Source organism: Chromobacterium vaccinii, assembly GCF_000971335.1.
Lineage (GTDB): Bacteria > Pseudomonadota > Gammaproteobacteria > Burkholderiales > Chromobacteriaceae > Chromobacterium > Chromobacterium vaccinii.
Window position 1 is genome coordinate 19202 of the sequence record NZ_JZJL01000040.1, and the last position, 13031, is coordinate 32232.

The following is a 13031-nucleotide window of genomic DNA, read 5'->3' on the forward strand; positions in this document are numbered from 1 at the left end:
CGATGCAGCGTATGCGGATGGAGGAGTGCGAGGTAGCGCCGGTGGTCGACGTGATCCGCGTCGAGCACCAGTTCATGAAGAACAACAACTATCTCGCGATGGACCCGCTCAGCCGCGACGCGGTGCTGGTGGACCCGGCTTGGCAGGATGAAAAGATAGAGGCCGCGCTGGCTGGCCGCGCCGCCAGGCTGCGCGGCATCCTGCTCACCCATGCGCATTTCGACCACATTCATCTGGCCGAGCAGTTGTCCGAACGGCACGGCTGCCCGGTATGGATGTCTGAGCGGGAGATCGCGGCCTCAGGCTACCGCGCAGCCCGCCTCGCCGCCATAGACGAAACCCCATGGCAGGTGGGCGGGCTGCGCATCCAGCCCATCCTCACCCCGGGCCACACGCCTGGCTGCGCCTGCTATCTGATCGGCGGCCATTTGTTCACCGGCGATGTGCTGTTCATCGAAGGTTGCGGCATCTGTCCCGACGAAGCGGCGGCCCATCAGATGTTCGATAGCCTGGAGCGGCTGAAGGGGACATTGCCCAGGGATACGCGCATCTATCCGGGCCATACCTACCAACTGGAACCCGGCCAGCCGCTGTCCAAGGTGCTGGCCTGCAACATCTATCTCCAGTTTCGCGACCGGGAAAGCTTCGCGGCATACCGGCTGCGCAGCGGGCAGAGCATGCAAAAGCTGCTCGCTTTCCGTTAGATCCGGCGCGCCTGCCCTGCGCGGCCGACCACAGTGACTCGAAAGGAATGACGTGAGTATCGTTGGAATCGAAGCGATGAATGTGTTCTCCGGCACGGTCTGTCTGGACGTGTTCAAGCTGGCGGAGCATAGGGGACTGGACATGAGCCGGTTCGAGAACCTGCTGATGAAGGAAAAGTCGGTGGCGCTGCCGTACGAAGACCCGATCACCTTCGCGGTCAACGCGGCCAAGCCCATCATCGACGCGTTGAGTCCGGAGGAGAAGGACCGGATCGAGATGGTGATCACCTGCACCGAGTCCGCGTTTGACTTCGGCAAGTCGATGAGCACCTATTGCCACGACCTGCTGGGGCTGAATCGCAACTGCCGGCTGTTCGAGCTGAAAAATGCCTGCTACTCCGGCGTGGTGGGCCTGCAGAACGCGATCAACTTCGTGCTGTCCCAGGCCTCGCCGGGCGCCAAGGCGCTGGTGCTGGCCACCGACGTGTCGCGCTTCATGGTGGAAGCGGGCGGCGACGCGCTGTCGGCCGACTGGTCGTTCGCCGAGCCCAGCAGCGGCTCGGGCGCGGTGGCCATGCTGGTCAGCGACCGGCCGCATATTTTCCAGATCGATGTCGGCGCCAACGGCTATTACGGCTACGAGGTGATGGACACCTGCCGCCCTTCGCCGGACACCGATGCCGGCGACACCGACCTGTCGCTGCTGTCCTATCTGAATTGCTGCGAAAACGCTTTCCTGGAATACCAGAAGCGCGTGACGGGGGCCGATTTCGCCCAAACCTTTTCCTATCTGGCCTATCACACGCCGTTTGGCGGCATGGTCAAAGGCGCGCACCGCAACATGATGCGCAAGCTGGCCAAGGCCACCCCGGCGGACATCGAGGCCGATTTCCAACGCCGCGTGATGCCTGGCATGACGCACTGCCAGCGCGTGGGCAACATCATGGGCGCGACGGCGGCGCTATCGCTGGCCAGCACGATAGACCACGCGGAAATCGATGCGCCGCGCCGCATCGGCGTGTTTTCCTACGGCTCCGGCTGCTGCTCCGAGTTTTTCAGCGGCATCGCCACCCCGGAAGGTCAGCGCCGGCTGCGCGGGATGAGGATAGGCGAGCATCTGGACCGCCGCCGCGCGCTGACCATCGCGGAGTACGACGAATTGCTGGAACGCAATCTGAGGCTGAAATTCGGCACCCGCAACCTGATGGTGGATACCAGCTTCGTGTCCGAAGCGCGCAAGACGATGGGCCGCCCGGTATTGTTCCTGAAAGAAATCAAGGAGTTCCATCGGGAGTACGAATGGATCTCCTGAACCGGAGCGGGGAAACGCTGCAGGTTCGGCTGGAGGATGAGGTCTGCTTCATCCGCATCGACAGGCCGGATGCCGGCAACGCGATAAACGACATGCTGGTAGAGGAAATGTCCGCGGCGCTGGCCGCCTGCGACGAGGCGGCCAAGGTGGTGGTGCTGGAAGGGCAGCCCGAGGTGTTCTGCGCCGGCGCCGACTTCCGCCAGATCGAGCAAAGGCTGGGCGCGGGCGACGCGAGCGGGGGCCAGCATCCGGAACCCTTGTACCGGCTGTGGCAGAGGCTGGCGTGCGGACCTTACGTCACCATCGCCCATGTCAAGGGCAAGGCCAACGCGGGAGGCATCGGTTTCGTCTCCGCCTGCGACATCGTGCTCAGCGACGACAAGGCCACTTTCGGCCTGTCCGAGCTGCTATTCGGCCTGATGCCGGCCTGCGTGCTGCCTTTCCTGATCCGGAGAGTGGGTTTCTCCAAGGCCAATTACATGACCTTGACCACCCAGCCGGTCTCTGCGGCCTTGGCGAGAGAGTGGGGGCTGGTGGACGCCTGCGACGAAAACAGCGACAAGCTGCTGCGCGCCCAGTTGCTGCGGCTGCGCCGCATGGGCAAGACCGGCATCGCGCGCTACAAGCGCTATGCCGCGGAGTTGGACGATTCGCTGCAGCGGTCGATGGCGCCGGCGCTGGCCGCCAACGTCGAAGTGTTTTCCGACGCGGACAACCTGGAAAAGATCGCCCGCTTCGTCAGGACCGGCCGCTTCCCGTGGGAAGGCCAGCCATGAGCGGGCCTGTCGTCGCGGTGGAGAACGCCTTGCCCGGCGTGGCGTTGATCCGGATGCAGGACCGCGCCAACAAGAACGCCTTCACCTTCGAAATGATAGATCGGCTGACCGAAGCCTTTGCCGAAGCCGGCGCGCGGCAGGATGTCCGCGCCGTGGTGCTGACCGGCTACGACAGCTATTTTTCCAGCGGCGGCACCCAGGAAGGGCTGCGCGACCTGTTCGAGGGCCGCTACCGCTTCACCGACAAGGACCTGTACAGCGTGGCGCTGAATTGCCCGCTGCCGGTGGTGGCGGCGATGCAGGGCCACGGCATCGGCGGCGGTTTCGTGCTAGGGCTGTTCGCCGATTTGGCTGTGCTGGCGCGGGAAAGTGTCTACACCGCCAATTTCATGAAATACGGCTTCACGCCGGGCATGGGCGCGACGCTGGTGCTGCCGGAGAAACTGGGACCGGCGCTGGCCCAGGAAATGATGCTGGGCGCCGGCAACTACCGCGGCGAAGAGCTGCAGCGGCGAGGCGCGCCGTTTCCCGTGCTGCCGCGCGAGCAGGTGCTGCCGCATGCGCTGGAGCTGGCCGCATCGCTGGCGGAGAAGCCCAGGCAGTCGCTGGTGACGCTGAAACGGCACCTGAGCGCCTCTTTGCGCGCGAGGCTGCCGGCGTTCATCGAGCAGGAACTTGAGTTGCACGAACAGACCTTTCACCAACCCGAGGTCCGGGAACGGATCGAGGCCTTGTTCGGGCGTTGACACGCAATCGCTTAATCTAGAGGAGCAAACGAATGAATCAGGAAGGCGTGCTGGAAATCATCGCCCGTCACGCGCGGGAAATCGTGCCGGACCTGCAAGGCCACGCGTTCAGCGAGTCCGACTCGCTGCGCGCGCTGGGCGCCAATTCGGTGGACCGCGCCGACATCATCATGATGACGCTGGAGTCGCTGTCGCTCAACGCCCCGCTGATCGAAATGGCCAAGGCGGAAAACATCGGCGAACTGGCCCGCATCATCCATGCGAAGCTTTGAGCGACGGGATCTGTTCGTCAGCGGCTTGGGCGTGGTTTCGGCCATCGGCCAGGGCAGGAAGGACTTCCTTCAGGGCTTGATGGAGGGCCGTCAGCGTTTCGCGGCCATGCAGCGGCCTGGCCGGCAACGCCCGGAGGCCGATCCGGCCTTGTCGCTCTTCCTCGGCGCGGAAATCGGCGAGCTAGGCCTGCCGGATCGAGTCTCCCCATCGCTGCAGCGCGCCGCATCCTGGTCGGGCAAGGCGGCGCTGGCGGCGCTGGGCGAAGCCTGGCTGGATGCTTGCCTGGATGAGGTCCCGCCGCACCGGATCGGCCTGGTGGTGGGGGGATCCAACCTACAGCAGCGCGAGCTGATGCTGTCGCGGGAAGCCTATCGGGGCCGCGAATCCTTTTTACGGCCGACCTATGCGTTGTCCTTCATGGATAGCGACATCTGCGGATTGTGCACCGAGGCCTTCGGCATACGGGGCATGGCGTATACGGCGGGCGGCGCGTCGGCCAGCGGACAGTTGGCGGTGCTGCAGGCATGCGAGGCGGTTGAAAGCGGCCGGGTGGATGTCTGCATCGCGCTGGGCGCGCTGATGGATCTGTCCTATTGGGAGTGCCAGAGCTTCCGCTCGCTGGGCGCGATGGGGTCGGATCGTTACGCGGACGCGCCCCAGCTCGCTTGCCGGCCATTCGACGAGGGGCGCGACGGCTTCATCTACGGCGAAGCCTGCGGCGCGGTGGTGGTGGAGCGCGCGGGGCGCAAGAGCATCAACCCCTATGCCAGGCTGTCCGGCCGGGGCATCGCGATGGATGGCAACCGCAATCCGAATCCTGCACTCGAGGGCGAGGTGGAGGCGATACGGCAAGCGCTCGAAACCGCTGGCTTGCGCGCAGCGGACATCGATTACATCAATCCCCACGGAACAGGTTCCGCACTGGGCGACGCCACTGAGCTGCAAGCGCTGCGCGCCAGCGGACTGGACCACGTTCGCCTGAACGCCACCAAGGCTCTGGTCGGCCATGGGCTGAGCGCCGCCGGCGGGGTGGAGTTGATCGCGGGCCTGCTGCAAATGCGGGAAGGGCGCTTGCACCCCACCCGCAACCTGGATAGTCCGATGGCTCCGGATTTGGGCTGGACCGGCTCGGAGGCGGCGCGGCACGAAATGCGGCATGCCTTGAATCTGAGCATGGGCTTCGGCGGCATCAACACAGCGGTCTGTTTTAGCCGCGTCTGATCTGTAAAACAATGATTCAGTGGAGGTGAAATAGGATGAAAGTGTTCATGTTTCCCGGCCAGGGCTCTCAGTACAAGGGCATGGGCGGCGATTTGTTCGACGGTTTCAAGGACCTGGCGGACAAGGCCGATGGCATTTTGGGTTATTCGCTGCGCGAACTGTGCATCGACGACCCGCGCGGCGAGCTGAATCAGACCCGCTTCACCCAGCCGGCGCTGTACGTGGTCAATGCGCTGAGCTATTTCCGCAAGCTGGAAGAGGGAAGCGGCAAGCCGGACTTTCTGGCCGGCCACAGCCTGGGCGAATTCAACGCACTGATGGCGGCAGGGTGCTACGACTTCGAAACCGGGCTCAAACTGGTGCAGAAGCGCGGCGAGCTGATGGGCGAAGTGAGCAACGGCGCGATGGCCGCCATCGTCAACGCAGGCAAGGAGGAGATTGAAAGCGCGCTGGCCGAGAACGGGCTCTCCAACGTATTCATCGCCAACTACAATACCCCCTCGCAAATCGTCATCTCCGGCCAGGCTGACGAGATCGCCCGGGCTGAGCAGTTGTTCCAACGCGGCAAGATGCGTTATTACCCGCTCAATACCAGCGGCGCCTTCCATACCCGCTTCATGCTGCCGGCGAAGGAGGCGTTCTCTAAATTCTTGAAGCAGTTCAAGTTCGCCAAGCCGCAGATTCCGGTGATCGCCAATTACTCGGCTCGTCCCTACGAGGACAAGAAGGTCGCCGACACGCTGTCGCGGCAGATCGCCAGCACGGTGCGTTGGTCCGAAAGCATCCAGTACCTGCTGGAAACGGCCGCGGAGCGCGGCCAAGACGCGGCATTCGAGGAAATGGGCGCCGGCGACGTGCTGACCCGGTTGGTTTACGGCATCAAACAGCAGATGCCGGCTTCCACCGGCCAGGCTGCGGAGAAGCCAGCCGAGGAGGCGGCTCAAGCGGAGCAGTCCGCCTCCGGGCAGGCCACGGAGAGCGCAGCCGACAAAGTCGCCGCCTGGAATCGTGGACATCCGATCGGCAGCAAGGTGAAAACCTCGATGGAAGGCTATCCGGAACTGGAGACTCGCACCGAAGCCATGGTGCTGTTCGGCCACCGCGCGGCAGTTTATATGAAGGGTTACAACGGCTATTTCGACCTGGACGAAGTGTCGCCGGCGTGATCTGGCGTTGGCGCGTATAGAGAAGCCGCGGTGAGGTTCACCGCGGCTTCTCATGCGTTGAAACCAGCGGTTCAGACCATGGTTTCGCGCAAACGAGCCAAGTTGTTCAGGTCGCGTCCGTAAGGGGTCAGGATGGCATGCGCGCTGGAGCCGCCATCTTTTCGCAGCAGATATTTAACGAATGTGGCCATGGTGCCGGACGGACCGACATCGATATAGCGACAGCCGCCATCGCGTTCCAACCGCGCGATGGTTTCACGCAAGCGGATGGGGTTGCGCACTGCGCGCCAGAAAAAGTCGGCCGGCAGACGCCGCAACGGGTCGGCTTGCTCGCAACAGATCAGCGGCAGCGCGCCTTCTTTGAAAGATAGATGCGAGGTGCGCCGCAGAAAATCGTCCCGCGCGTCGTCTATCCAGCGCGAATGGTAGGCGTGGCGCACTGGAAGCCGTTGATGAGCGATGTCCAGACTGCGCAGCCTGGCTTCGATTTCCGTCAATTGCGCCGCGGGAGCCGATAAGGCGAAGTGGCCGTCGAAATTATCGGCCGCCAGCTCCCATTGCAGTCCATCCAGGCGACCGACCGTTTTGTCCATCGGAGCAAGGACTGCCAGCATGCCGCCGGGCATGGCGCTATCGTGGAAAGCGCCTGCCTGGCTGATTACCGCATCCAGCGCATCCTCAACAGAAACAAAGCCGGCAACCGCGGCGGCGGCGAACGACCCCATGCTGGCCCCAAGCGTCAGGTCCGGATGCAGCCCCTCGCTTTGCAGGCACTGAGCCAGCGCGTACTCCAGCATGAAGATCGCTGGATGGGTATGCGGAATATGGTCGAACGTCTCGTTCTTGCCGCGAGAGTAGATCGCTTCCAACGCCGATGCGCCGGTTCGCTCCCTGACTTGGCAGTCCAGCGTTTCCATCCAACTGCGGAATTCCGGGTTTGAGCCAAACAACTCCAGGCCCATCTGAAAATATTGCGATCCCTGTCCCGAAAACATGAATATCGTGATCATCGACGCCCGCCCAAATCAAGCCGGTTCGCGAACAGCGTCCATCGGAGGCAGATGGCCAGACTCAATCACCGGCTCGCCCAATGCCCGGAAATAGGCGCGCCAGAATTCGACCGCGCGCAATGCGGCCTGTTGGCCGCTTACGCATTCGATTTCAAACAAGTCATCTGTTTGCAGGGCATCTCGCGCCGGCCAACTGCGCAGCGGCTCATCTGCCGCCAGCTGAATGTGGCGGAGCAGGGCGATCTTATCCAGATCCGACGAGGCGGGGACGTAATCGATCAGCAAGCTGCATTCCCGGGCAGGGCTGGCGCCGTAAATGCGGTAACGAACCGAAGTGGTGGGCGTATGCATGGCTCGTCCTTTCGAAGTGCTGGAGAAACAATTATTCAAAACGGCATGGCCGCGCTGAGCACTCGCGCTTGCGGCAGACTCTAGCAAATTCGTTTCTGCTTGCAGGCGGACAGATGAATGAATGCATGGCAAAGCGAAGCCGCAACGTTTCGCGTCGTTGCGCGGCGCTTCGCTGTAACCGTCCTACCTGTTTCAGGTCCGAGTTAGATTCGAGACAGGATTCAATCGTCTCTTAACTTGCGGCGAAGTATTTTGAGTAGCAGAACGCAATGTTTCACGTTCAAATTGGCGGGTAAGGCTATGAAGAAAATTTGCATCATCGGAGCATCTGGCAAGCTCGGGCAATACATGGTCCAGCATGCGCTGGACCGCGGATACGAGGTCGTCGCAGTCTGCCGCGCGGCAAGCGTCGGGAAGCTGGAGCGTTTCAAGGATCGAATTGCGATTCTTCCTGGCGCGACGGATGATCGGCGCGTAGTGGAACAGGCTGTGGCAGGGTGCGATGGAGTCCTGACCGTACTGGTGCCATGGGGCATGCAAAAATACTCCACGGGAACCGCTCAGGCTGTTCTTGATTTCGCACCGCCACGCGCACGGCTGGTTTTTTCATGCGGCTGGCACATTACGCGTGATGGGCGCGACGTCTATCCCTTGTCCATCAGAGCTGCGGTCCTCATCGGCGGCTGGCTGATGAGAGTGCTTCGCATCGGCGAAATCAATGACCAAGTTGAAGCGTTCCGGCGCATATTTTCCAGTAATACGCGTTGGACCGTGGTTCGAGGAAGCAATCTAGAAGAGGGCGCAAGCCAGGGCTTGCCGGTTTGGAGCCAGCACGTGGGCGACGCCATTCTGGCCAGCAACATCACGCGTCGAGTTGACTTCGCGATGTTCATGGTGGAAGCGCTGAGCAATGATGAGCTAATCCAGCAAGCGCCGGCTATTGTGGGCTGCCAGACGCCGTCCGCTCTGACAGCTGCGTCGGCAACTTAGTCAAAACAGCCGGCAACCCGCCATGCGAGCCCCGTACAGTCTGTTCGTGGATACGAATTTTGCCATCGGACTCGACGACATCCTGCCTCGCATTGATTCGCATAATCTATATTATGTCAAATCTTGGATTTCAAAATTATGGGCAAGATTGCGCCGGAAAATTTCTACGCGACTGACACGATTCATGTCGTATCCGCGCAACACTTTGAGGAAACTGAAGCCGTTCCCTGATCAAGTTCTTGCCTTCTCATGAAGCACTACAGCCCAACCACAACATTCCCATGCCGCCCGGACGAACTGTACCGGGCGCTTTGCTTTGGTGACGCCAAGACGCTGGCCAATGAGCTGGATGTCACACCGCAGAAAATTGAGCGCTGGCGACGTGGCCGCGACCCTGTGCCGAGGCTGGTCCATTACTACCTCACTAATCGCACCGCAACGACCCTCGGCGAGCAGTTCGGGCCGTTTCGTGACTTCAGGCTCAGCGACCGGGCCGACGCCCTTGTATGTCCATCAAGCGGCGCCCGGATCAACTACGCCGAACTGCAACTGCTGGCCGAATATCGGCGTGCGCACAAGCTGGCGCAGCAACAGGCTGAATTGATTGAAACGCTGATGAAAGAACGCGACTACTACCGTCAAAACTGCCACCGAGACGCGCGTTATGGCATGTTGCTGGGCGGTATATTCAATGATCGTGATGAAATTTGAACGCGCGGGCCATTCAACAACCTCACAAGCGCCCTCCGATCCACAGCGCGATACCATCCCACAGAGCAAGGCCTGGCGCATCAGTAAAGACAATCAGCTGGTACTTGATACCTGCAGCGTCAAGAGCATCCATGAGACGTCGCATGTCAGGTGTCTCGGGGCCGCTGAGCTCAATGCCTATCGTGGTATTTGACATGCCGCCAAACCATGTAATTTCAACGCCTCCAGCCTTCAAAGCCTCACAAAACTGTGCGTGATACATGGCGGGTTCAGCCTCATGGCGGTTGTGTGCAACAAACACCTTGAAGGGCCCTCCCTCCAGTAGTTTCGTGGTGATTTTTTGGGACTGTTTGGGTGTGAGTACTCGAGCTTGTAGAGGCGCTAGTACTCGATTGCTTATGATTCGGTTGGCAATTGGGGCGATTGCTGCTATGCAGCCACTGATAACGGCTGTCTTAGTCCAGCCATATCCGCCAGCCAGTGCTGAGATTGACGCAGATATGACAGCAGTAGCAAACGCAACGCGGTCTAAGAGTTGGATTTTGTCCATAGAACCCCTAGTAAACGGTGGGTGTGCCTGAATGCTAATGGAAGGTGGCATGTACGCGATAGTCATCGCCGCCGCCCCAGCCCCCCTGCTCCGCGCCGTGATCCGGTTCCGTTGCGTGCCGTCGAGCGGGATACTTGCGGATGACAATGGAATTTTTTGAGGATAAAAATAGGGCAAAAACAGCTGCTCTTCGATCAAAATGAGAAAAAAGACGGGTATTACCAGTCACCCGTCTAGGCCGCTTCGCGGCCTTGTGGGACGTTACTAGCCAGTCAGTTGAGGCAAGCTACTTGGCAGCACTCCACCAGCTTTTCGATATTCAAGGTAACGATTCATGACAGACCACGAACGGGCCACTACCTCATTCGTAATGTCACCGGGGGTGTGGCTGGGCTCACCGTGTCGAGGCGCTTTTGAATGGTCAGTGATGTACTTTAGATACGTGGCATCAATGCGCAAAGCATCACACATGGCCGCCCAAGCAGCCTTGTCTTTACCCTTCCCTGGCGTAATGAGGTTTCGAATTCTCTCAATAGCTCTCGCGCAATTCACTAAAGATTTATGAGGAAGCGTGATTGATTGAATTAAATCATTAAATGCCATAAAAAGGTTTGGGCTTAGCAAAGCCATGCTGAGAATTTCGTCAAACCCCTCTGATAAATTGTAAGCCGAACAAAGTGAAGGCAATCTAAGGTCATTAAATAAGAGAGGGATTGATGTTCCGTCAGGCCTGATTAATGTATGAAGATGCACTGAAAGCCCGCTTCCCATTGCAAATGCAACCACATCGACAGAAGCTCGGCTCAGATCAAAAGCTCTCATGTAAATATGAGGGAGTAAGTCTTCACTCCATCGATTCAGCTCGCAAGTAATGTCGATTTGAGAGTTTAAAACTTTAATCTTAAATGCCATGGTTAGATCAATGTCAGGGCTGTCCCAGTTCACTACCGGATCATGGTCCACGGAAATGTTGACTGCATTCGCCTGCAATACGTGACCGAGAAGATGAATAGTAGTTTGCATGCGACCCTCCCTTGTGATGCAAGCTCGTTATCGTAATAGTTAAAAACCCGCCGAGGCGGGTCTTTTTTTTCATGCAATGCTGGCTAGACAATAGCGCCCTGCCCTGTTGTCGGGCTCTGCGCCAGGATAGTGTCCTTGTGCAAGAAAATCTCCCTGGGCTCGTACAGCGCGCAGGGCCAGCCGGAGAAGTGGGCCACAGAGTCGTGCACGTGATCCTTCAGGAACGTCGCCACGGCATCCGGCACTGGCACCTTGCTGTCCCAGGCGGCCAGAATCAGTTTTTCATAATCCGTAGGGGCGCGCGGCGTCCGTTCCTGGCCGCTGCTTTCGTCGTAGGGGGCGCGCATGAACTCAACGCGCCGGATCAACCGCTTTTGCTCCGTGACAAGCTGCTTGCCTTGTTCGGTCGCATCCTCGGGCACCGTGTCCTTCCATTGCCGGTTGTCACTAAATTTGACTTGCGGCTTTGTGGCCGGCGCAGCCTGGCAGGCGGCACAGTCTGCCTTGGCCTCCAGGCCGGAAATCAGCGCAATCATGTCGTTGCGCCTGGCCAGCTCGCCCCGCCATCGGAACAAGGGGGTGCGGTGCGCCTGGATCTGACTGATCAAGTCCCCGCCTGAGCTCGTAAGCGCTTCCCGGTATGCGAGATATGAATCTACGCATGAGTCATCGCTCAGATAAAATTCAGACCGTACTTTTGGATCTATTTCTTTTAAAGAGAGCAGCGGCACCCCTGCCTTAATTGCCTCAAGATACATTTCCCTTAACGGGATTTTAGCCAAATCATTACTTCGGCCTTGCTCGTTTGGGTAATAGCCACCGCCCACGTCGGAATGCACGCCCGGATAAACGACTTCCTCGCTATTGTTGGGATACGCGCCATCATGCGCGATGGAGTCCAGGGGGAAAGCCCGCCTCACCTCATGCGCCGACACCAAATGCACGCAGCGCTTCACCTGGGGCGGAATGCGCAAATCGGATGCCCAGCCGGCATGCAGACCCGGCCCACCCACTGAAGCGACCGTATCGAATATGCCCAGGAAGTTAATTTCTAGCGGAACCCACTTGCCGAAATGAGATTTCCATTCAATGGAGTCATCATCCAGTATCCGGCATTGCTCTTTGAGCAAGAGAAGCACAAATGCGCGTGCCAGAGTGGCACCGCGCGAAAAGCCAAACACATCCACCTGAATAACCGGGATGTGTTTCATGGCACCATCGCCATATTTAATATCAAGAATGTCTTTCATGGCTCGCAAGCCATGTTCCAGGCGCATTTCGCCGCCCTTGCCAAATGCCAGGCCCAGCTTGCCACCCTTATCTTCTCCCACGCCAGAAAATTCAGAACGAAAGCTTGTGCCAACGCCAGGAACATAAACACGAAAAGCATCCTGGCTTTTGTCGTCTATATTCGCAAGGTACAGCCTCCCAATATTGGATATGGCCTGTTTCTCGGGTGGTTTCGCTTGCTGGTCGTATAGGTTGTTTCCGGTGCCGTCAAAATAAATACTAATCTTGACGCATAATCGGCACCGGATTCTGTCCATTATGCTTTTGCATTCGCCACGCTCTTTTTCGTAACGATCTATCCTGGCCTTTTTTGCCGCTTCATTCAGGATATTATCTTCGATGTAATTTCCAGATTGCCGCAAGCTCATTAAAGATCCTTATTTTTTATCGCAATCAAACCCGCCAACGGAATACGCCAAATCCACCGTATTCAAATCTCTAAAAATCACACAAAGCGCGGTCTCTTGCTTGAAGCGATCCGGGCTATCAAGCGGGAAGCGCGGCGGGAATTTGGCCATCACCTCATGTCTTTCATCGGGAAGAATCAGCTTGCCTGGCGTATAAGTGCCATTTTTATTGGCGACTCCGGGCTCTTCCTCTCGGCCCCATGTCCAGGCCACTCGAACCGGCTTGCGCCAGTCGGTCACGCCTGAATAGCAGCAGACCGACGAGTTCCCCCCGCGTGGCGAGCCATCCTCATAGCGTTTTCCAATATTTGCCGCCCAATATTTGCCGACATAGGCCTGGGAAACATAGCGATCCGTATGGTTGACCAGGACAATGCCCAAGGCCCTAGCATCATCGGTAAAGACGTCATCCTGTTGCGAAGTGGCGGCAGTGCTGCAACCGGCCAGCAGCAGGCACGCCAGGGCCATGAATCTACTCAAATCCCGCATGCGTTTCTCCGT

The 13031-nt window shown here is 59.1% G+C and carries 15 protein-coding genes; 9 read left to right on the top strand and 6 right to left on the bottom strand.

Translation table 11 applies throughout. The features are described 5' to 3' along the window. Positions 1 to 2 precede the first annotated feature (2 nt). Genes VL52_RS17395 through fabD form a run of 7 tightly spaced genes read left to right on the top strand, consistent with a single transcriptional unit; the run spans position 3 to position 6198 of the window. Positions 3 to 704, top strand: a complete 702-nt coding sequence (locus VL52_RS17395) for an MBL fold metallo-hydrolase (protein WP_052729381.1) — start codon at positions 3 to 5, stop codon at positions 702 to 704. Positions 705 to 756: 52 nt separating this feature from the next. After that, positions 757 to 2016: a hydroxymethylglutaryl-CoA synthase family protein gene (locus tag VL52_RS17400; protein WP_046158218.1), complete on the top strand. Its 1260-nt coding sequence runs from the start codon at positions 757 to 759 to the stop codon at positions 2014 to 2016. Then, on the top strand, positions 2004 to 2792 hold the full coding sequence (locus VL52_RS17405; protein WP_046158219.1) for an enoyl-CoA hydratase/isomerase: 789 nt from the start codon (positions 2004 to 2006) through the stop codon (positions 2790 to 2792). Before VL52_RS17400 ends, VL52_RS17405 begins: the two co-directional genes overlap by 13 nt. Continuing rightward, positions 2789 to 3538 carry a polyketide synthase gene (locus tag VL52_RS17410; protein ID WP_046158220.1) on the top strand — a complete coding sequence of 250 codons (750 nt, stop codon included), beginning with the start codon at positions 2789 to 2791 and terminating at the stop codon, positions 3536 to 3538. Before VL52_RS17405 ends, VL52_RS17410 begins: the two co-directional genes overlap by 4 nt. Positions 3539 to 3570: 32 nt before the next feature. Further along, positions 3571 to 3810: an acyl carrier protein gene (locus VL52_RS17415; RefSeq protein ID WP_021476122.1), complete on the top strand. Its 240-nt coding sequence runs from the start codon at positions 3571 to 3573 to the stop codon at positions 3808 to 3810. After that, positions 3797 to 5032 (top strand): beta-ketoacyl synthase N-terminal-like domain-containing protein, encoded by a 1236-nt coding sequence (locus tag VL52_RS17420; protein WP_046158221.1) that lies wholly within the window; start codon positions 3797 to 3799, stop codon positions 5030 to 5032. The genes VL52_RS17415 and VL52_RS17420 overlap by 14 nt, the downstream gene beginning before the upstream one ends. Positions 5033 to 5067: 35 nt before the next feature. Further along, a complete protein-coding gene (fabD, locus tag VL52_RS17425; protein ID WP_046158222.1) occupies positions 5068 to 6198 on the top strand; it encodes an ACP S-malonyltransferase in 1131 nt (376 codons plus the stop codon). Between the two features lie 71 nt (positions 6199 to 6269). On the opposite strand, the gene VL52_RS17430 is transcribed toward fabD, so the two are convergent. Both VL52_RS17430 and VL52_RS17435 read right to left on the bottom strand, forming a co-directional pair. Beyond that, positions 6270 to 7208, bottom strand: a complete 939-nt coding sequence (locus VL52_RS17430; protein WP_046158223.1) for an acyltransferase domain-containing protein — start codon at positions 7206 to 7208, stop codon at positions 6270 to 6272. 15 nt (positions 7209 to 7223) lie between these two features. Next, on the bottom strand, positions 7224 to 7559 hold the full coding sequence (locus VL52_RS17435; RefSeq protein ID WP_052717349.1) for a hypothetical protein: 336 nt from the start codon (positions 7557 to 7559) through the stop codon (positions 7224 to 7226). A 300-nt stretch (positions 7560 to 7859) separates the two neighbouring features. On the opposite strand from VL52_RS17435, the gene VL52_RS17440 reads away from it, so the two are divergent. Together VL52_RS17440 and VL52_RS17445 are read left to right on the top strand one after the other, a co-directional pair. Continuing rightward, the gene (locus VL52_RS17440) at positions 7860 to 8549 is read left to right on the top strand and encodes an NAD(P)-dependent oxidoreductase (RefSeq protein ID WP_046158224.1); all 690 of its coding nucleotides are present in this window, start codon (positions 7860 to 7862) and stop codon (positions 8547 to 8549) included. Between the two features lie 249 nt (positions 8550 to 8798). Then, positions 8799 to 9260 (top strand): hypothetical protein, encoded by a 462-nt coding sequence (locus tag VL52_RS17445; RefSeq protein WP_046158225.1) that lies wholly within the window; start codon positions 8799 to 8801, stop codon positions 9258 to 9260. Positions 9261 to 9282: 22 nt separating this feature from the next. On the opposite strand, the gene VL52_RS24740 is transcribed toward VL52_RS17445, so the two are convergent. The 4 genes from VL52_RS24740 to VL52_RS17460 form a co-directional block, all read right to left on the bottom strand. Then, positions 9283 to 9810 carry a hypothetical protein gene (locus tag VL52_RS24740; RefSeq protein WP_144410313.1) on the bottom strand — a complete coding sequence of 176 codons (528 nt, stop codon included), beginning with the start codon at positions 9808 to 9810 and terminating at the stop codon, positions 9283 to 9285. 264 nt (positions 9811 to 10074) lie between these two features. Next, a complete protein-coding gene (locus tag VL52_RS24745) occupies positions 10075 to 10833 on the bottom strand; it encodes a DUF8168 domain-containing protein (RefSeq protein ID WP_144410314.1) in 759 nt (252 codons plus the stop codon). An 83-nt stretch (positions 10834 to 10916) separates the two neighbouring features. Continuing rightward, positions 10917 to 12491 (bottom strand): T6SS phospholipase effector Tle1-like catalytic domain-containing protein, encoded by a 1575-nt coding sequence (locus tag VL52_RS17455; RefSeq protein WP_046158227.1) that lies wholly within the window; start codon positions 12489 to 12491, stop codon positions 10917 to 10919. Between the two features lie 9 nt (positions 12492 to 12500). Further along, the gene (locus VL52_RS17460; protein WP_052729383.1) at positions 12501 to 13019 is read right to left on the bottom strand and encodes a DUF3304 domain-containing protein; all 519 of its coding nucleotides are present in this window, start codon (positions 13017 to 13019) and stop codon (positions 12501 to 12503) included. Positions 13020 to 13031 lie beyond the last annotated feature (12 nt).